Genomic DNA, 18,446 nt, shown 5'->3' on the forward strand with positions numbered 1-18,446 from the left:
CCAATGAAGCACACCATCACAAAAGTCCTGGCCGGCCTCATGGCCATGAGCCTGGCGCTGCCGGCCCTGGCCGCACCATCCATCAACAAGGGCGACACCGCCTGGATGTTCACCGCCACGCTGCTGGTCATCATGATGGCCATTCCCGGCCTGGCGCTGTTCTACGGGGGCCTGGTGCGCGCCAAGAACATGCTGTCGATCCTGATGCAGGTCTTCATGGTCTTCTCGGTGATCATCGTGCTGTGGTGCCTGTACGGCTATTCGCTGGCCTTCACCCAGGGCAGCGCCTTCATCGGCGGTTTCGACCGCATCTTCCTGAACGGCATCTACGATCCGGTGGCCGGCACCTTCGCCCAGGCTGCCACCTTCAGCAAGGAGACGATGATTCCCGAGTTTATCTTCGTCGCCTTCCAGGGGACCTTCGCCGCCATCACCTGCGCCCTGATCGTCGGCGCCTTTGCCGAGCGCGTGCGCTTCTCGGCGGTACTGCTGTTCATGGTCTTGTGGTTTACCTTCGGCTACCTGCCGGTGGCGCACATGGTCTGGTTCTGGGCCGGCCCGGATGCGATTACCGATGCAGCCTCGCTCGCCACGGTCACCGGCAATGCCGGCTTCCTGTGGCAGAAGGGCGCGCTCGACTTCGCGGGCGGCACCGTGGTCCACATCAATGCGGCGGTGGCCGGCCTGGTCGGCGCCTATGTGATCGGCAAGCGCGTGGGCCTGGGCCGCGAATCGATGGCCCCGCACTCGCTGACCATGACGATGATCGGCGGCTCGCTGCTGTGGGTCGGCTGGTTCGGCTTCAACGCCGGCTCGGCGCTGGAAGCGGGCGACGTCGCCGCGCTGGCCTTCATCAACACCCTGCTGGCGACTGCCGCGGCAGCCGTGTCGTGGATGCTCGGCGAATGGATCTTCAAGGGCAAGCCGTCGCTGCTGGGCGCCGTCTCGGGCGCGGTGTCGGGCCTGGTGGCGATCACCCCGGGCTGCGGCTTCGTCGGGCCGATGGGCGCCCTGGTCATGGGCCTGCTGGCGGGCATCGTCTGTCTGTGGGGCGTGACCGGCCTGAAGCGCCTGCTGGGCGCGGACGACTCGCTCGACGTGTTCGGCGTGCACGGCGTGGGCGGCATCCTCGGCGCGCTGCTGACCGGCGTGTTCGCTTCGCCGGCGCTGGGCGGGCAGGGCATCTGGGACTACATCGCCAACAAGGCCTCCAGCGATTATTCGATCGCGAACCAGGTGTGGGTGCAGGCGCAGGCGGTCGGCATCACCATCGTGTGGTCGGGTGTGGTCGCCTTTATTGCCTTCAAACTGGTGGACATCGTGATCGGCCTGCGGGTGCCGGCAGACCAGGAACGCGAAGGGCTGGACATCACCAGCCATGGGGAGTCGGCCTACCACGCTTGACCCTGGCTTGTTTCCTGAAAGGCGCCTGCGGGCGCCTTTTTTACGTTCAGGCAAGCGTGCGCCTTTAAACTGGCTTCTTCGTCCATATATAGCTGTACCGATATAATTCGAAAAAGCCACTACTAGGACGTCCCACATGGTTCCGCACCTCGCCACCGCCCTTACCGGGCCCCTGCTCGACCTGGAAAAGAAGATCCTCGAAGCCACGCCCGCCATCGAGCGCTGGTTCCGGCTCGAGTGGCAGGAGCATACGCCGCCGTTCTATTGCTCGGTCGACCTGCGCAATGCCGGCTACAAGCTGGCGCCGGTCGACACCAATCTGTTCCCGGGCGGCTTCAACAACCTGTCCACCGAAATGCTGCCGCTGGCGGTGCAGGCCGCGATGGCCGCGATCGACAAGTATTGCCCGGATGCGCGCAACCTCCTGATGATCCCGGAAATCCACACGCGCAACCCGATGTACCTGCAGAACGTGGCGCGCCTGATGCAGATCTTCCGCCAGACCGGCCTGCACGTGCGCCTGGGTTCGCTGTCGCCGGACGTTACCCAGCCGACGCCGCTGGCGCTGCCGGACGGGAACATGCTGGTAGTCGAGCCGCTGGTGCGATCGAGCAATGGCCGCCGCGTCGGCCTGGCCGACTTCGACCCGTGCACGATCCTGCTGAACAACGACCTGTCCGCCGGCATCCCGTCCATCCTGGAAAACATCCACGAGCAGTCGCTGCTGCCGCCAGTCCACGCGGGCTGGGCGCTGCGCCGCAAGAGCAACCACCTCAAGGCCTTCGACGAAGTGGCGAAGAAGTTCGGCAAGCTGATCGACATCGATCCCTGGCTGGTCAATCCACTGCACAGCAAGGTCGGCGAAGTCGACCTGCAGGAAGACGTCGGCACCGAGCAGCTGGCCGATGCGGTCTCGGCCCTGCTCTCGAAGATCAAGAAGAAGTACAAGGAATACGGCATGAAGGAGCAAAAGCCCTTCGTGATCGTGAAACCCGACGCCGGCACCTACGGCATGGGCGTGATGACGGTGAAGGACGCCAGCGAAGTGCGCGACCTGAGCCGTGCCCAGCGCAACAAGATGACCGTCATTAAAGACGGCGTGGCGGTCAACGACATGATCGTGCAGGAAGGCGTGCCGACGTTCGAGAGCATCAACGACGCGGTGGCCGAGCCGGTGGTCTACATGATCGACCGCTATGTGGTGGGCGGCTTCTACCGCATCCACGCCGAGCGCGGCATCGACCAGAACCTGAACGCGCCGGGTTCGCAATATGTGCCGCTGGCCTTTGCCCAGCAACACGCCGTGCCCGACCTCAAGGCCAAGCCGGGCACGGCCGCGCCGAACCGCTTCTACGTCTACGGCGTGGTGGCGCGCCTGGGGCTGCTGGCGGCCTCGCTCGAGATGGAGCGAACCGATCCCAACCCCGAGGTTTACTAAACCTTTACGTATCGGTGGAGACGGCATCCCAGTCGTCTTCCTGATCTGCCCGGATCATCCAGTTCAGCGCGTGGTGCCATTCCAGCACCACGCCCGGGTTGATGCCGGGCGGCTGTTCATGGCCATTCAATTGCGCGTCGCGCACCGCCCAGTGCAGGCGGTAGAGCAGATCGGCCTGGTCCAGGATGTCCGCCTTGCTGCGCAAGCGGATCGCATCGCGCAACATGGCGGCGTCCGCCAGGTCGTGCGGGTAGAGGGGCAGGATGCCTTCCGCGCTGGACGGCGCGCTGGGCAGGAGCGGCTTGTCGGCCAGGCCCGCGCACCAGGCCAGGCACATCATTGCTTCCAGGCGCCACGAGAAACGGATGATGTCTTCTTCGGCCGGCGCATCATTGAACAGGAAGGCGGCCTCGTCGTTCGACAGCATGGCGCGGCGCTCCTCGCCGGCGAAATACTGCTGGAAAAAGGTGTTCTGGCGCACCATGGCCGCGCCCACCACGCCCCACAGCGCCACCAGCCGGCGCCACACCTCGTCCTCGCTGCGCAGGGTAACGTCCCCGCCATCCTCGATCATCGGCAAATGCGGATTGACGGGAATCCCGTAGTCGCGCAATAGCGCTTCGTTTGCTGCCCTGCGTGCTTCTGCTGTCATGTGCTGCCTCCGGAAAGTCTTTGCAGGACATTAACATCAACCGCGCCGGGACCGGCGTACGCCCAGGCGCTTGTGCAGAATGGATGGGCCGCCCGCGAGAAACTGCGTTTCCGGCTAAAATCAGGGCATTCCCCGCATTGGACCGTCCATGAAAATCGCCTTCCTCGCCGATCCCCTTTCCACCTTCAAGATCTACAAGGACTCGACCTTCGCGATGATGCGCGAAGCCGCGAAGCGCGGCCATACCGTCTATGCCTTCGAGCAGCGCGACATGGTGCTGGAAGAGGGCGTGGTCACGGCCCAGGTCAGGCGCCTGACGCTCACCGGCGAGCCGGATGCCTGGTACCGCGCGGATGGGCCGGAAATCCTCGAGCTGTCGGCTTTCGATGCCGTCATCGAGCGCAAGGATCCGCCTTTCGACATGGAATATGTCTATGGCACCTATTTGCTGGAACTGGCCGAGCGCCAGGGCGCGCGCGTGTTCAACCGCCCCGGCGCGATCCGCGACCACAACGAGAAGCTGGCCATCGCCCAGTTCAGCCAGTACACCTCGCCGACCCTCGTTACCTCGAACATGGACCGCCTGCGCGACTTTCACGCCAAGCATGGCGACGTGATCTTCAAGCCGCTCGACGGCATGGGAGGGGCAGGCATCTTCCGCATCAAGGAAGACGGCATGAACCTGGGGTCGGTCATCGAATCGCTGACCGTCAATGGCCTGCATACCATCATGGCGCAAAAATATATCCCGGCGATCAAGGCGGGCGACAAGCGGGTGCTGGTCATCGGCGGCAAGCCGGTGCCGTTCGCGCTCGCGCGCATTCCTCAAGGCAATGAAGTGCGCGGCAACCTGGCGGCCGGCGGCCTGGGCGTGGCCCAGCCCATCACCGAGCGCGACCGCGAGATCGCCGAAGCGCTGGGGCCGGTACTGGCCGCCCGCGGCTTATTGCTGGTAGGATTGGATATCATCGGGGATTTCCTAACCGAAGTGAACGTCACCAGCCCGACCTGCTTCCAGGAAATCACCGACCAGACCGGATTCGACGTGGCCGCGATGTTCATCGACGCGGTCGAACAGCAGCTCCCAGCACACACCGACAGACACTGACATGGTAGGCATCCTCCTGATGACCCACGCACCACTGGGCCAGGCATTCATCACCGCGGTCGCGCACGTCTTCCGCGGCCCCACCGAGCGCTTCGAGGCGATCGACGTGGCCGCCGACCAGGACATCAACGAAGTCAACGCCCTGGCCAAGGACGCAATCGCGCGCCTGGACGAAGGCGACGGCGTGCTGGTCATCACCGACATCAAGGGCGGCACGCCGTCCAATTGCTGCAATTCGCTGGCCAATGCCGGCCATGTGGAAGTCATTGCCGGCATCAGCCTGCCGATGCTGCTGCGTGCAATCACCTACCGCCGCGATACGCTCGACGTCGTGGTGGAAATGGCCCTGGCCGGCGCCCAGAACGGCGCGGTACGGGTGGACAACCGGATCCGCGTTGGATCGAGCTGACGGGCTGCGCTTCCCATCACGACAGTTTTTGGCGACAAGACGATAACGAGAACATGATTCAACAAGAACTAGAAATCATCAACAAGCTGGGCCTGCATGCCCGCGCTTCCGCCAAGCTCACCCAACTGGCCGCGAAATTCCAGAGCGACGTCTGGCTCACCCGTAACGGCCGCCGCATCAATGCCAAGTCGATCATGGGCGTCATGATGCTCGCTGCCGGCAAGGGCGCGAAAGTGCTGCTCGAGGCGGACGGCGCGGACGAGGAAGCCTGCATCGCCGCGCTCACGGGCCTCATCAACGACAAGTTCGGCGAAGGCGAGTAATGCCGCGCGAAGCGGCAGCTCCGCGCCACACGGGACCCTCGATGGCATCGTTCACGCTCCATGGCATTCCGGTTTCGCGCGGCATTGCCATCGGCCGCGCGCACCTGCTCACGCCGGCGGCGCTCGACGTCAAGCACTACCTGGTCCCGGTCGAGCAGGTCGAGGCGGAAGTGAGCCGCCTGCAGCATGCCATCGCGGAGGTGCACCGCGGCCTGCAGGCCCTGTGGACCGAGCTGCCCAAGGACGCCCCGACCGAGCTGGGCGCCTTCATCGACGTGCACGCATTGATCCTGTCCGACCCAATGATCTCGGAGGCGCCGCTCGACATCATCCGCACCCGCCACTACAACGCCGAATGGGCGCTGGTGACCCAGATCGACGAGCTCTCGAGCCAGTTCGACGAGATCGAGGACGAGTACCTGCGCGAGCGCAAGCACGACATCCAGCAAGTGGCCGAGCGCGTGCTCAAGGTCCTGATGGGCACCGCGCTGAGCGTGCCCCCGGTGTTCTCCGGCGAGGACCACGCACCGCCCCAGATGGTCGTGGTGGCCCACGACATCTCGCCGGCCGACATGCTGGCCTTCCGCGACCGTTCCTTCATCGGTTTCGTCACCGACGTCGGCGGCCAGAACTCGCACACCGCCATCGTCGCGCGCTCGCTCGACATCCCGGCGGCAGTGGGCATGAGCCAGGCGTCGCGCCTGATCGAGCAGGACGACTGGGTCATCGTCGATGGCGACGCCGGGGTCGTGATCTGCAACCCGAGCCAGCTGGTGCTGGAGCAGTACCGCGCGCGCCAGGCGGCGCTGAGCCGTGCCCGCAAGCGCCTGCTGAAACTCAAGAAGACGCCGGCCGTGACGAAGGACGGCACGCCGGTCAAGCTGATGGCCAACATCGAGCTGCCGGAAGACTGCGCCGGCGCCCTGGAGGCCGGCGCCAACGGCGTGGGCCTGTTCCGCTCCGAATTTTTGTTCATGGGGCGCGCCAATGTGCTGGGCAATGCGCTGCGCATCCCGAGCGAAGACGAGCAGTTCGAGCAGTACCGCAAGGCGGTGGTGGCGATGAAGGGCCGCCCGGTCACCATCCGCACGCTGGACGTGGGCGCCGACAAGCCGCTCGACCCGACCGAGCACACCGCGCTCAATCCGGCGCTGGGCCTGCGCGCGATCCGCTACTGCCTGGCCGAGCCCCAGCTGTTCCTGACCCAGCTGCGCGCCATCCTGCGCGCCTCCTGCTACGGCAAGGTGCGGATCCTGATTCCGATGCTGGCGCACGCCTTCGAGATCGACCAGACCCTCAGCATGATCGAGCAGGCCAAGCAGCAGCTGCGCGAGGAGGGCGTCAAGTACGATCCGGCGGTCGAAGTGGGCGCGATGATCGAGATTCCCGCGGCCGCGCTGGCGCTGCCGATGTTCGTCAAGCGCATGGATTTCCTGTCGATCGGGACCAATGACCTGATCCAGTACCTGCTGGCGATCGACCGCGTCGATTACGAAGTCGCGCACCTGTACAATCCGCTGCACCCGGCGGTGCTCATGCTCATTGCCCAGACCATCGCCACCGGCCAGAAGGCCGGGCTGGATGTGGCGGTGTGCGGCGAGATGGCCGGCGACACCAAGCTGACCCGCCTGCTGCTGGGCATGGGCTTGCGCGAGTTCTCGATGCACCCGGCGCAGCTGCTGTCGGTGAAGCAGGAAATCCTGAACAGCGACCTGGCCGCGATCACCTCGCGCACGCGCCGCATCCTGCGCTCGATCGAGCCGGACGAGATCGCGAACGCGGTGGAGCAGCTGCAGTCGCTCTGACCTGGCGCATGCGCCGCAACATATAAAACAAGAACACCACGTAAAGCCCCATGGGATCGATCGGAACAGTCACACCACAGGCGATGCAGTTCGCCGAGCCCCTGCGCCTGCAAAGCGGCGCCCATATCGGCGACTACACGCTGATGTACGAAACCTATGGCACGCTCAATGCCGACAAGTCCAATGCGGTGCTGGTCTGCCACGCGCTCAACGCCTCGCACCACGTGGCCGGCACCTATGCCGACCAGCCGAAAAGCGTGGGATGGTGGGACAACATGGTCGGCCCGGGCAAGCCGCTCGACACCAACCGCTTCTTCGTCATCGGCGTCAACAACCTCGGTTCCTGCTTCGGTTCGACCGGCCCGATGCATACCAATCCGGCCACCGGCAAGCCGTATGGCGCGGCCTTCCCGCTGCTGACGGTGGAAGACTGGGTCAGCGCCCAGGCGCGCCTGGCCGACCGCCTCGGCATCGAGCAGTTCGCGGCGGTGATGGGCGGCTCGCTGGGCGGCATGCAGGCACTCTCCTGGAGCATCCTGTTCCCGGAGCGCTTGCGCCACTGCATCGTGATCGCCTCCACGCCCAAACTGTCGGCCCAGAACATCGCCTTCAACGACGTCGCGCGCCAGGCCATCCTGACCGATCCCGACTACCATGGCGGCGACTTCTACGAGCACGGCGTGGTGCCGAAGAACGGCCTGAAGGTGGCGCGCATGGTCGGCCACATCACGTATTTGTCGAACGACGACATGGCCGACAAGTTCGGCCGCAAGCTGCGCAACGCCGCGGAAAACGATGACTACAACTTCGACTTCGGCATCGACTTCGAGATCGAATCCTACCTGCGCTACCAGGGCGACAAGTTCTCGGAATACTTCGACGCCAACACCTATTTGTTGATCACCAAGGCGCTCGACTATTTCGACCCGGCGCGCACCTACGACGGCAACCTGACCCGCGCATTGGCGGGAACGAAGGCGCAATTCCTGGTGGCCTCGTTCAGCACCGACTGGCGCTTCTCGCCCGAGCGCAGCCGCGAGATCGTGCAGGCCTTGATCTCGAACCGGCGCAAGGTCACCTACGCGGAGATCGACGCGCCGCACGGGCACGATGCCTTCCTGCTGGAAGACCCGCGCTACCTCGGCGTGGTGCGCGCCTATTACGACCGGATTGCGCTCGAGCTCGAGGGGAGGGTGGCGGCATGAACTTCAACGACCTGATCGCCCTGCGCCCCGACCTGGCTTTCATCGCCCACTGGGTGAACGACGGCGCCCACGTGCTGGACGTGGGCTGCGGCGACGGCGCCATGCTGCGCTACCTGGAGCTGGGCAAGCGCTGCACCGGCTACGGCATCGAGATCGCCGACGACAAGGTGCTGGCCAGCACCCGGCGCGGCGTCAACGTGATCCAGCACGACATGGAGCAGGGCCTGGCTTTGTTCGGCGACAACGCCTTCGACACGGTGCTTTGTCTGTCCTCGCTGCAGATGATGCAGCACGTCGAGGCCCTGCTGCGCGACATCGTGCGCGTGGGCCAGGAAGCGATCGTCTCGTTCCCGAATTTTGCGCATTGGCCGCACCGGCTGGCGCTGCTGCGCGGGCGCATGCCGGTGTCGCGCACCCTGCCTTACCAGTGGTATGACACGCCCAACGTGCGCTGCGCAACGATCTACGATTTCCAGGAACTGGCGGAAGAATGCGGTCTCGAAGTGCTGGAATGCGTGGCGCTGGCCGACGGCAAGCCGGTCGACTTCCTGCCGAATCTGCGCGGCAGCCTGGCGGTGTTTCGTCTGCGCAAGAAGGTGCGGGCGACCGGCTAGGCAGCCGGGCAGTTGTGCGCTTATGTGCGGTGGCGGCTAGTCGGGCAATCGTGCATCCGCGATGATCGGCGCTATTGTGTGTCCTTCACGGTGTCTTTCTGCGAGGATAGACTGCTAAGAACAGCCTATCGGTAAACGAAATGAAAAAATTCAAGCAATTGGCCGTGTGCCTGTCCCTGTTTGCCGCCGTCGGCGGCGCCTTTGCCCAGGATGGCAAGACCGTGGTGCAGGACGGTATCCGCGTCACCCCGCTCTCGCGCAGCCGCGTCCTGATCCCGGAAGCCCAGCTCAACGAAGCCGCGGCCCAGCAATACACCCAGATGATGGGCCAGGCCCAGCAAAAAGGCGTACTGCTGCCGGCCTCGCACCCGGAAGTGCGGCGCCTGCGCGGCATTGCCCAGCGCATCATCCCGCATGCGCCGCGCTGGAACCAGAACGCAAGCCAATGGCAGTGGCAGGTCAACCTGATCGACTCGAAGGACGTGAACGCCTTCTGCATGCCGGGCGGGCGCATCGGCTTCTTCTCGGGCATCCTGACCCAGCTGAAACTGACCGATGACGAAGTGGCGGCCGTTATGGGCCACGAAATCGCCCACGCCCTGCGCGAACACAGCCGCGAAAAAATGGCCAAGCAGGGCATGACCTCGATGGGCGCGCGCGTGGGCGGCGCCCTCATCTCCGGCATCTTCGGCATCGATCCGGGCATTACCGGCACGGTCGCCAACACGGCCGGCCAGATGCTGGTGCTGAAGTTCTCGCGCAACGAGGAGCGCGAGGCCGACCTGGTGGGCCTGGACATCTCCTCGCGCGCCGGCTACGACCCGCGTGCCGGCATCGCCCTGTGGCGCAAGATGGCGGCCCTGAGCAAGCGCGCGCCGATCGAGCTGCTCTCGACCCACCCGGGCGGCGAGACCCGCATCAAGGACATGGAAGAGCACATGGACGTGCTGCTGCCGCTGTACGCGCGCGCCAAGGGCACCACTGCCGCCAAGCTGCCGCCGTACCGGACCAACGTGGCCCTGCGTTGATGAGACGGTGTTGATGGGCAGTGCCAGGAAAGGGCTGCAAGCGCAGGCCAATGCCTACGTGCCGCTGCCGGTCCGCGACGGGGTCTCGCCCAGCTACCTTTGGCTGACCGAGTCGCTCCCCGGCGGCATGCTGCGCTTCCTGGCCACGCGCTTTCCCGACGTACCCGAAGCCGCCTGGGCCCGGCGCCTGGCGCGCGGCGAGATCGTCGATGCGGCCGGCGCGCGGCTGGAGGCCGCCAGCCCGGTGCGGCAGGGCATGCGCATCTGGTATTACCGCGAGCTCGAACACCCGGAAACGCCGATCCCGTTCAGGGAAGCGGTGCTGTTCCATGACGAGCATCTCCTGGTGGCCGACAAGCCGCACTTCCTGCCGACCATCCCGACCGGGCGCTTCCTGCACGAGACGCTGCTGGTGCGCCTGAAGAAGCAGTTCGATTTGCCGCACCTGACGCCGATCCACCGCCTGGACCGCGAGACCGCGGGCGTGCTGATTTTTTCCCACAATCCGGACACGCGCGGCGCCTACCAGTCGATGTTCCAGAAGCGGGTGGTGAACAAGGTGTACGAGGCCCTGGCGGGCCCGATCGAGGGCAGGGAGTTTCCGTTTACCTATCGCAGCCGCATGCAGGATGCGGAGCAGTTCTTTGTCAGCACCGAGGTGCCGGGCGAGCCCAATTCCGAGACGCTGGTGGAGCTGATCGAGCGGCGCGGAGACTTGGCGCATTACCGGCTGCACCCGCATACCGGCCGCAAGCACCAGCTGCGCCTGCACCTGGCGGCGCTGGGCGCGCCGATCCTGAACGATGCCTTTTATCCGGTGGCGCTGCCCTGCAAGGGCGACGATTTCAGCGCCCCGCTGCAGCTGCTGGCGCGCAGCGTCAGCTTCGTCGATCCCCTGAGCGGCCAGCCGCGCCGCTTCGACAGCGCCTTCCGGCTCGACTGGCCCGACCGCTAGGCTCGCTCCTTACAGGATCGTGAACTGCCACTCCGGCACGCCGATCACGGCGGCATTGCCGGCCAGGTCTTCCACCGCGCTGTTGTTCGCCTGCAGACGCAGAAAACCGGTGAGCCCAATATTGAAGTTCAGGACCGTATCCGCATCCGTGAGATGCCAGCCGTTGCCGTTATGGTTGCTGTCGTAGTCCCGGTTGAGGATCAGGCCGTGCAGCTCGAAGCGTCCGCTCGGGCTGAAGCGGATCGCTTCGGTAAAGCTCAGGGCGAACTGGTTGCCGAGCAGGCTGCCGGCGGCGTTGACCAGGGTCGGGGCGGCGGTATCGATCGTGACCGCCAGTGCATTCGAGTCCACGCTGGCATTGCCGGCGGCGTCGTACTGGCGCACGCGGACCTGGTGCAGGCCGTCGGCCAGCTCCTTGCCGGCTTCGACCGTGTAGCTCCAGTTGCCGGACGCATCGGCGTTGACGCGGCCCACCTCGATGCCGCCCACGACGAGGGCGACCTGGCCGTTGGCCGCGGCGCCGCTGCCCGTGAAGGTCGGCGCCTTGATCCTGGTGAGGTTGTCGCTGCTCGAGACGCCGCTGTCGCTGCTTGCAGCCAGGTCCAGCGTGGGGGCCGCCGCCAGCGCGATGGTGTCGACGACCAGGTTGAACGCGCTCGAATACGGGCTGGCGTTGCCCGCCACGTCGAACTGCCTCAGGCTGACGCTGTAGCTGCCGTCGGCCAGCCCCTGTTCGCCGTCGCCCACGGCGTCGATGGTCCAGTTGCCCAGCGCATCGGTCATCGCGGTCCCGGCTTCGCGCTCGTTGATGTACAGGCCGACGACGGTATTGGCCATGGCGCCGCTGCCGATGAAGGTGGGCGTGGCGTCGCCGGTGATGCCGTCGTTGTCCAGGATGCCGGTGTCGCTGGCCGCTGCCAGCAGCGGCGCCGGCGGCGCGCTGGCGGGGCCGGTGCGGTCGATGGTGAAGCTCAGCGGGCCCGAGGCGGCGCTGGCGTTGCCGGCCTTGTCCTGCTGAAGCACGGTGACGGTGTGCACGCCTTCGGCCAGCGGCGCATCGACATAGGCGGTCCAGTTGCCGTTGGCGTCGCTGGCGCCGGTGCCGAGGAGCGACGCGCCGTTCATGATCTTGATGACGGCATCGGCCTCCGCGCCGGTGCCGGAGATCACGGCGTAGTTTTCGCGCGTGATGCGGTCCGAGTCCGACACGCCGGTGTCGCTGGCCAGGAAGACGCCGGTCAGCGCAGCCGGACCGGTGGCGTCGATGGTCAGCGCCAGCGGGCTGGAAGCGGCGCTGGTGTTGCCGGCGCGGTCGACCTGGCGCACCGTCAGCGTGTGCAGGCCATCGGCCAGCGCATTTTCCAGGGCGAGCGTGGCTTCCCAGTTGCCGGCGGCATCGGCCTGGCTGGACGCGACCAGGGCCGCGCCCTTGTAGACCTCGACCAGGGCGAAGGCTTCCGCGCTGCCCGACAGGGTCGGGGTACGGTCCGACGTGAGCTGGTCGAGCAGGCTGCCCGAATTGCTGGCGCTGGCCAGCAGCGGTGCGGCAGGGGCGGCGGCCGCGGTGTCGATGTCGACGCCGATCAGGCCGTGGCCGAGGTTGTCGTAGATGCCGCTGAAGACGATGTGGGCCGCGTCCAGCACGTTGCCGGCCAGGTCCTGGACCTTGCCGGCCAGGCCGGTGGTGTCGTTGATGGCTAGCGCGCTCTTGTCGTCGCCGGCGGCGACGGTGTAGCGGAAGCTCATCTCGTTGCCGTTCACGCCGGCGAACTGCGCCTGCGCGCCGTTGCTCAGGCCAAGGGTCGGGACCGCGTTGCCGACCGTGCGCACCGCTTCGTCGAAGCGGATGCGGAAGGTCAGGGTTTCGCCGGCGCGGTAGCTGCCGTCGCCGTCGACGAACACGCGCACCGCGCTCGGTCCCCCGACCGTGTGGAAGGCCATCTCGTAGGCCTGCAGCGCATTGCCGGCGATGTCGGTCAGGTTCTGCGGCAGGCGCAGGCTGTAGGCGGAATCGGCCTGCAGCTTGTGCTCGGCCGCCTTGATGGTCAGCGTGCGGCCGTCGTTCGAGAAGCTGGCGGCGCTGAGGTAGACCCGGGTCACGGCCTCGTTCTCGCCGTACAGGTAGAGCACATCGGCTTCGCCTTCCTGCTCCTGCCAGTACACCGCCTCGTCGAAGGTGACGACGATGTCGGCGCCGACCGCCAGGTCGGTCTGGCCGTGCGGCGAAGCGGTGACAGCCGGGGCGGCGGTGTCGAGCACGACCTGCTGCACCACGGTGGCGCTGCTGTGGCCATCGGCCTTGACGACGCGCGCCACGATCGTGTTGGCGCCTTCCTTGAAGACCGGCGGCTCGCCGGCTTCGTCGTTGGCGTCGTAGGTCCAGCTCCAGGCCTCGCCCGTGTTTTCGAGGCGCACCAGCGCCCGGTCGACGGCGCGGCCGTTGATGGTCAGTTCGATGTGCTCGTCGGCGGCCAGGCTGCCGGCCAGGACGCCCGAGGCGTATTGGTTGCGGTCGGCGGTGATGCCGTCGTGCTCGAACGGGCCGGTGTCGCTGACGTCGATGTGCGGATGGAGCCAGGCATCGACGATGGTGTCGACCGCGTAGGGGCTGGAGGCGAGCATGCCGCTGCCGCGCAGGCCGCCGGCGCTGCTCACCTGGCTCATGTCCAGGCGCAGCAGGTTGGCCACGGACTCGACGCTGTCGGCGGCGCCCAGCATGACGGTCCAGGTGCGGCCATCCGGGCTGGCGCTGAGGTCCTTGACGATGGCGTGTTCGGCGCTGAAGGCGCCGGCAGAGAGCGCCGTCACGGACTCGGTGAAGGTGACCGTGACCTTCAGGTCGGCGCCGGCCTTGAGGGTCTTGTCTTCGATCGCGATGGTCGCGCCCAGGGCCGGCGCGGGCGCCCCGGCCGGCGTGGTGAAGGCGGCCTGGCCCGGCGCCGAGATGCCGGCGAAGGCGCGGCCGTCGCCCAGCAGCGCTGCGCCGCCCATGAACACGTTGTAGGCGCCGCCCGGCGTCAATCCGCTGGCGTCGAACTCGACGTGGGCGCCGTTGATCGTTACCCGGCTGAGCGGGATTTCGCGGGTGACCGTGGCGCCGACAACGCGCAGTTCGGGCTGGCCGGTGACGCGGTTGATGACCGTCTGGACCGCACCGTCGGTGACGAAGATCGAGCCGCCACCCTTGGACATGGCGGTCGAAAACGTCAGGTCGATATGGGTGTTCCCGGCAGTCGTCGTGAACGACTTGTTCAGCAGGGTGGGGGCGGCGGTCGTGTTGATGGTCATGGTCGATGCGATCTATTCGTTGGTTTTCCGACAACAGAACATTCTGCTCGGAAAAGTTACCGTACGGATAGTATCAATAAAAAGGCAAGTCGTTTTACCTGGACGGCAAAATAATGCCTTTTAGCATCGTTTTATTGAGGAACCTCTCCCTGATCGAGAGGCTGGGATCAGCTCATCCATAAGACAAGCTGATATATCACTGGTCTTCTATTAGAGATGGTAATCAATAATCAAGGGCGCGTGGTCGCTGAAGCGCTCGTCCTTGTAGACCGATACCGCCTTGGCGCTGGCGGCGATGCCCGGGGTGGCGATATGGTAGTCGATGCGCCAGCCGACATTCTTGGCCCACGCCTGGCCGCGGTTGCTCCACCAGGTATAGTCGGGCGCGTCGGGCGCGACCACGCGGTGCACGTCGACCAGTCCGACTTCGTCGAAGATGCGGCTCAGCCAGGCGCGCTCTTCCGGCAGGAAGCCCGAATTCTTCTGGTTGCTCTTCCAGTTCTTCAGGTCGATTTCCTTGTGCGCGATGTTCCAGTCGCCACAGATCACCACTTCGCGGCCTTCGGCCTTGAGCTGCTCCAGGTGGGGCAGGAACACTTCCATGAAGCGGAACTTGGCCAGCTGGCGCTCCGGCGACGACGAGCCCGATGGGCAATAGACCGAGATCACCGTCAGGTTGCCGAAATCGCAGCGCGTGTAGCGGCCTTCGGCGTCGAATTCGGTACAGCCGAACCCGATGCGCTTGTTGTCCGGCGCCGTGCGGCTGTACACGCCCGTGCCCGAGTAGCCCTTTTTCTCGGCATAGTGGAAATGGCCGTGGTAGCCGTGCGGGGACAGCATGTCCTCGGTCATGTCGGCTTCCTGCGCCTTCAGTTCCTGGACGCAGATGAAGTCCGCGTCCTGCGAGGCGAGCCAGTTGAAGAAACCTTTTTTGTGCGCCGAACGGATGCCGTTCAGGTTCGCGGAGATGATGCGTGGCATGGATCTTGAATGAAAATGAAGGGCCGCCCGGGAGGCGCGCACGGTGGGTTCGGAAGCTGCTGAGCGCGACAGTGTAGCGCGTTTTGCCGCCGCCAGGAATGGCCGGCGGCCACTCCCTGCAGGCAAGCCGAAGCGCGGTTTACAATACGCGCTTTCGGACATTCAGGAGAAGCACGTGAGCGATCTGCGCCAGGAATTTATTGCATTTTCGGTCGAGGCCGAAGTATTGAGGTTCGGTGAGTTCACCACCAAGGCCGGGCGCCTGTCGCCGTACTTCTTCAACGCCGGCCTGTTCCACGACGGCGCCACCCTGGGCCAGCTCGCGCAGTTCTATGCCCAGACCCTGCTCGACTCCGGCGTGCAGTTCGACATGCTGTTCGGCCCCGCCTACAAGGGCATCACGCTGGCGTCCGCCACCGCCGTGGCGCTGGCCGGCAAGGGCCGCAATACGGCGTTCGCCTACAACCGCAAGGAAGCCAAGGACCACGGCGAGGGCGGCACCATCGTCGGCGCGAAACTCGCCGGCAAGGTCGTGATCGTCGACGACGTGATCTCGGCCGGCACCTCGGTGCGCGAATCGGTCGACATGATCCGCGCCGCCGGCGCTATACCTGCCGCCGTGCTGATCGCCCTGGACCGCATGGAGCGCTCCGGCAAGGACGGCGCACTGTCCGAGCATTCGGCGGTGCAGCAGGTCGCGCAGGAATTCAGCATCCCGGTCATCTCGATCGCCAACCTCGACGACCTGTTCGGCTACCTGTCGGGCGCCGGCGCCGATCCGCGCCTTTCCCAGCACAAGGAAGCGGTCGCCGCCTACCGCACTCGCTACGGCGTCTAATAACCCCGAGGGCAATAGCCCCAGGAATAAATTAGGGTCAGAGTCAAATTATTGAGCAATTTTCCAGAATTGCTTTTAATTCGACTCTGACCCTCATTATTTTGCAACGAGTTGCCTGCCCAAAAAATGAGGGTCAGAGTCGAATTGCAGGAAACTTTTCGAAGTTTCCCAACAATTCAACTCTGACCCTATTGGTCTCGCGCGCTTTACCCAACTGCGGTCAGGTGAGCGGGCAGGATCCCCTTATTTGCTGCAGCTGCCTGGCAGGGCCATGTCGAGCTTGGCGACGTCGAGTTTGCCTTGCTCTTCGGCGATCTGTTCGATGCCGGCACCGCCGACAAACGCGCCCATCTTGATGTACTGACGGAGGAAATAGTTTTTACCGGCTTCCAGCGTCAGCTCGAGGTCGTTTGGCGAAAACTCGGATTCGGTCGAGAACTTGTGCTTTCCGCCTGCGACCTGGGTGTAGAAGAAGACATCCGGTGCGCTTTCGCCCAAGCATTTGCCGTCGATCCAAATGTCCTTCTTCAGCGCCTTGCCGACAAAGCTGTTGCGGTAGATGTAAACGCCGGCGTTATCGGCAGTCGGCGCGGCGAATTGCTTTGCTTTGGCGGACTCTTCTTTTGGCGCCATGCCGACGGAAGCGCAACCGGTGAGGAGCAGGGAACCGGTAATGACCAGCAACGAAGCGATTTTCATAAATTTCTCTCAGGTTATAAGTATCAGGTCAATTCTTTTAGCCTAAAGCGAGCTACAGGCAAGGCGGAGAATGATCGGAGAGAATTATCTAAGCGCTTCAATATTGACGCAAGGAATATATTGCTAAAACGTCATGCAACTCGCATAGATTGCCTGCAGCGTGATCACAAAGCGTCCGCCCAATAAAAAACCGGAGCCTCGGCTCCGGTTCTCGATCAAGCGACAGGCGCTCAGGCTGCCAGCTTCTTCTTCAGCAACTCGGTGACCTGGGCCGGATTGGCCTTGCCCTTCGAGGCCTTCATCGCCTGGCCGATCAGCGCATTGATGGCCGCTTCCTTGCCGGCGCGGTACTGTTCGACCGACTTGGCGTTCGCCGCCAGCACTTCGTCGACGATGCCTTCCAGCGCGCCGGTGTCCGAAATCTGCTTCAGGCCCTTCTGGTCGATCACGGTATCGGCCAGGTTCTCGTCATGCGAACCGGCTTCCCACATCGCCGCGAACACTTCCTTGCCGGCCTTGTTCGAAATGGTGCCGTCCTGGATGCGCTTGAGCAGCAGCGCCAGCTGGGCTGCCGATACAGGCGAGGCGTCGATCTCCACGCCCGCGCGGTTCAGGGTCGACGACACGTCGCCCATCAGCCAGTTGGCCGCCGCCTTGGCGTTTTCCTTGCCGGCCCTGGCCACCACCGCTTCGTAATAGGTCGCCATCGCCTTGGACGAAGTCAGCACCAGGCTGTCGTATTCCGGCAGGCCGTATTCCCCGGTGAAGCGCGCGCGCAGGGCGCCCGGCAGCTCGGGCATCTCGGCCTGGATGCGGTCGATCCAGTCCTGGCCAATGACCAGGGGAGGCAGGTCCGGGTCCGGGAAGTAGCGGTAGTCCTGCGCGTCTTCCTTGGTGCGCATGGAGCGGGTTTCCTTCTTGTCCGGGTCCCACAGGCGCGTGGCCTGGACCACCTTGCCGCCGTCCTCGATCAGCTCGATCTGGCGCCGCACTTCGTAATGGATGGCTTCTTCCATGAAGCGGAAGGAGTTCAGGTTCTTGATCTCGCAGCGGGTGCCGAATTCCTGCTGGCCGACCGGGCGCACCGAGACGTTGACGTCGCAGCGGAAGGACCCTTCCTGCATGTTGCCGTCGCAGACGCCCAGCCACATCACCAGCGAATGCAGGGCCTTGGCATAGGCCACGGCTTCGTTCGCGCTGCGCATCTCCGGCTCGGACACGATCTCGAGCAGCGGCGTGCCGGCGCGGTTCAGGTCGATGCCGCTCATGCCGGCATAGTCTTCGTGCAGCGACTTGCCGGCGTCTTCTTCGAGGTGGGCGCGGGTCAGGTTGACGGTCTTGGTTTCCAGCTTGCCGTCTTTTTCGTAGGCGAAGCTGACCGTGCCGCCCTGGACCACCGGGTCTTCGAACTGGCTGATCTGGTAGCCCTTCGGCAGGTCGGGATAAAAGTAGTTCTTGCGCGCGAAGACCGACTGCGGCGCGATTTTTGCGCCCACGGCCAGGCCGAAGCGGATCGCGCGCTCGACCGCGCCGCGGTTCAGGACCGGCAGCACGCCCGGCAGCGCCAGGTCGACCGGGCTGGCCTGCGTGTTCGGCTCGGCGCCGAAACGGATCGAGCTGCCGCTGAAGATTTTCGAGTTGGTCGTGAGCTGCACGTGGTTCTCAAGACCGATGACGACTTCCCATTGCATAGTGTTCT

The 18,446-nt window shown here is 64.9% G+C and carries 16 protein-coding genes; 11 read left to right on the forward strand and 5 right to left on the reverse strand.

Annotation, left to right across the window (positions count from 1 at the left end; translation table 11 throughout):
- Positions 1-3 precede the first annotated feature (3 nt).
- Both amt and gshA read left to right on the forward strand, forming a co-directional pair.
- Complete coding sequence (amt, locus tag AC3XQU_RS17965) at positions 4-1,404, forward strand: ammonium transporter (protein ID WP_489875524.1); 1,401 nt, start codon at positions 4-6, stop codon at positions 1,402-1,404.
- Between the two features lie 136 nt (positions 1,405-1,540).
- Entirely contained in the window at positions 1,541-2,842 is a 1,302-nt protein-coding gene (gene gshA / locus AC3XQU_RS17970) for a glutamate--cysteine ligase (RefSeq protein WP_489875525.1), read from the forward strand.
- 4 nt (positions 2,843-2,846) lie between these two features.
- Here gshA and AC3XQU_RS17975 read toward each other — a convergent pair whose 3' ends face one another.
- Positions 2,847-3,494 carry a DUF4272 domain-containing protein gene (locus AC3XQU_RS17975; RefSeq protein WP_489875526.1) on the reverse strand — a complete coding sequence of 216 codons (648 nt, stop codon included), beginning with the start codon at positions 3,492-3,494 and terminating at the stop codon, positions 2,847-2,849.
- Between the two features lie 148 nt (positions 3,495-3,642).
- Here AC3XQU_RS17975 and gshB point away from each other — a divergent pair, with 148 nt between their 5' ends.
- The 8 genes from gshB to AC3XQU_RS18015 all read left to right on the forward strand — a co-directional run bounded on the left by gshB (position 3,643) and on the right by AC3XQU_RS18015 (position 10,941).
- Positions 3,643-4,602 (forward strand): glutathione synthase, encoded by a 960-nt coding sequence (gene gshB, locus AC3XQU_RS17980; RefSeq protein ID WP_489875527.1) that lies wholly within the window; start codon positions 3,643-3,645, stop codon positions 4,600-4,602.
- Position 4,603: 1 nt separating this feature from the next.
- Entirely contained in the window at positions 4,604-5,011 is a 408-nt protein-coding gene (locus AC3XQU_RS17985; protein ID WP_489875528.1) for a PTS sugar transporter subunit IIA, read from the forward strand.
- Positions 5,012-5,064: 53 nt separating this feature from the next.
- Positions 5,065-5,334, forward strand: coding sequence for an HPr family phosphocarrier protein (locus AC3XQU_RS17990; RefSeq protein ID WP_489875529.1), 270 nt, complete (start codon positions 5,065-5,067; stop codon positions 5,332-5,334).
- Positions 5,335-5,375: 41 nt separating this feature from the next.
- On the forward strand, positions 5,376-7,139 hold the full coding sequence (gene ptsP / locus AC3XQU_RS17995; RefSeq protein ID WP_489875657.1) for a phosphoenolpyruvate--protein phosphotransferase: 1,764 nt from the start codon (positions 5,376-5,378) through the stop codon (positions 7,137-7,139).
- A 50-nt stretch (positions 7,140-7,189) separates the two neighbouring features.
- Entirely contained in the window at positions 7,190-8,344 is a 1,155-nt protein-coding gene (gene metX / locus AC3XQU_RS18000) for a homoserine O-succinyltransferase MetX (RefSeq protein WP_489875530.1), read from the forward strand.
- Entirely contained in the window at positions 8,341-8,958 is a 618-nt protein-coding gene (gene metW, locus AC3XQU_RS18005) for a methionine biosynthesis protein MetW (RefSeq protein WP_489875531.1), read from the forward strand. The genes metX and metW overlap by 4 nt, the downstream gene beginning before the upstream one ends.
- A 140-nt stretch (positions 8,959-9,098) precedes the next feature.
- Positions 9,099-9,986, forward strand: a complete 888-nt coding sequence (locus tag AC3XQU_RS18010; protein WP_489875532.1) for a M48 family metallopeptidase — start codon at positions 9,099-9,101, stop codon at positions 9,984-9,986.
- Positions 9,987-9,999: 13 nt separating this feature from the next.
- The gene (locus tag AC3XQU_RS18015) at positions 10,000-10,941 is read left to right on the forward strand and encodes a pseudouridine synthase (protein ID WP_489875658.1); all 942 of its coding nucleotides are present in this window, start codon (positions 10,000-10,002) and stop codon (positions 10,939-10,941) included.
- Between the two features lie 9 nt (positions 10,942-10,950).
- Here the strand turns inward: AC3XQU_RS18015 and AC3XQU_RS18020 are convergent, their stop codons facing one another.
- Together AC3XQU_RS18020 and AC3XQU_RS18025 are read right to left on the reverse strand one after the other, a co-directional pair.
- Positions 10,951-14,229: an Ig-like domain-containing protein gene (locus tag AC3XQU_RS18020; protein ID WP_489875533.1), complete on the reverse strand. Its 3,279-nt coding sequence runs from the start codon at positions 14,227-14,229 to the stop codon at positions 10,951-10,953.
- A 210-nt stretch (positions 14,230-14,439) separates the two neighbouring features.
- Positions 14,440-15,210 (reverse strand): exodeoxyribonuclease III, encoded by a 771-nt coding sequence (locus tag AC3XQU_RS18025; RefSeq protein ID WP_489875534.1) that lies wholly within the window; start codon positions 15,208-15,210, stop codon positions 14,440-14,442.
- Between the two features lie 175 nt (positions 15,211-15,385).
- Here AC3XQU_RS18025 and pyrE point away from each other — a divergent pair, with 175 nt between their 5' ends.
- Positions 15,386-16,048 carry an orotate phosphoribosyltransferase gene (pyrE, locus tag AC3XQU_RS18030; protein ID WP_489875535.1) on the forward strand — a complete coding sequence of 221 codons (663 nt, stop codon included), beginning with the start codon at positions 15,386-15,388 and terminating at the stop codon, positions 16,046-16,048.
- Positions 16,049-16,291: 243 nt separating this feature from the next.
- On the opposite strand, the gene AC3XQU_RS18035 is transcribed toward pyrE, so the two are convergent.
- The gene (locus AC3XQU_RS18035; protein ID WP_489875536.1) at positions 16,292-16,747 is read right to left on the reverse strand and encodes a DUF2846 domain-containing protein; all 456 of its coding nucleotides are present in this window, start codon (positions 16,745-16,747) and stop codon (positions 16,292-16,294) included.
- A gap of 230 nt (positions 16,748-16,977) precedes the next feature.
- The gene (gatB, locus tag AC3XQU_RS18040) at positions 16,978-18,438 is read right to left on the reverse strand and encodes an Asp-tRNA(Asn)/Glu-tRNA(Gln) amidotransferase subunit GatB (protein ID WP_489875537.1); all 1,461 of its coding nucleotides are present in this window, start codon (positions 18,436-18,438) and stop codon (positions 16,978-16,980) included.
- Positions 18,439-18,446 lie beyond the last annotated feature (8 nt).

Source organism: Telluria sp. AZSoR62 (assembly GCF_058111565.1).

What these genes read in the sequence shown, in the direction of transcription:
- amt (WP_489875524.1), top strand. Translation starts at nt 4, where the DNA reads ATGAAGCACACCATCACAAAAGTCCTGGCCGGCCTCATGGCCATGAGC.
- gshA (WP_489875525.1), top strand. Translation starts at nt 1,541, where the DNA reads ATGGTTCCGCACCTCGCCACCGCCCTTACCGGGCCCCTGCTCGACCTG.
- AC3XQU_RS17975 (WP_489875526.1), bottom strand. Translation starts at nt 3,494, where the DNA reads ATGACAGCAGAAGCACGCAGGGCAGCAAACGAAGCGCTATTGCGCGAC.
- gshB (WP_489875527.1), top strand. Translation starts at nt 3,643, where the DNA reads ATGAAAATCGCCTTCCTCGCCGATCCCCTTTCCACCTTCAAGATCTAC.
- AC3XQU_RS17985 (WP_489875528.1), top strand. Translation starts at nt 4,604, where the DNA reads ATGGTAGGCATCCTCCTGATGACCCACGCACCACTGGGCCAGGCATTC.
- AC3XQU_RS17990 (WP_489875529.1), top strand. Translation starts at nt 5,065, where the DNA reads ATGATTCAACAAGAACTAGAAATCATCAACAAGCTGGGCCTGCATGCC.
- ptsP (WP_489875657.1), top strand. Translation starts at nt 5,376, where the DNA reads ATGGCATCGTTCACGCTCCATGGCATTCCGGTTTCGCGCGGCATTGCC.
- metX (WP_489875530.1), top strand. Translation starts at nt 7,190, where the DNA reads ATGGGATCGATCGGAACAGTCACACCACAGGCGATGCAGTTCGCCGAG.
- metW (WP_489875531.1), top strand. Translation starts at nt 8,341, where the DNA reads ATGAACTTCAACGACCTGATCGCCCTGCGCCCCGACCTGGCTTTCATC.
- AC3XQU_RS18010 (WP_489875532.1), top strand. Translation starts at nt 9,099, where the DNA reads ATGAAAAAATTCAAGCAATTGGCCGTGTGCCTGTCCCTGTTTGCCGCC.
- AC3XQU_RS18015 (WP_489875658.1), top strand. Translation starts at nt 10,000, where the DNA reads ATGGGCAGTGCCAGGAAAGGGCTGCAAGCGCAGGCCAATGCCTACGTG.
- AC3XQU_RS18020 (WP_489875533.1), bottom strand. Translation starts at nt 14,229, where the DNA reads ATGACCATCAACACGACCGCCGCCCCCACCCTGCTGAACAAGTCGTTC.
- AC3XQU_RS18025 (WP_489875534.1), bottom strand. Translation starts at nt 15,210, where the DNA reads ATGCCACGCATCATCTCCGCGAACCTGAACGGCATCCGTTCGGCGCAC.
- AC3XQU_RS18035 (WP_489875536.1), bottom strand. Translation starts at nt 16,747, where the DNA reads ATGAAAATCGCTTCGTTGCTGGTCATTACCGGTTCCCTGCTCCTCACC.
- gatB (WP_489875537.1), bottom strand. Translation starts at nt 18,438, where the DNA reads ATGCAATGGGAAGTCGTCATCGGTCTTGAGAACCACGTGCAGCTCACG.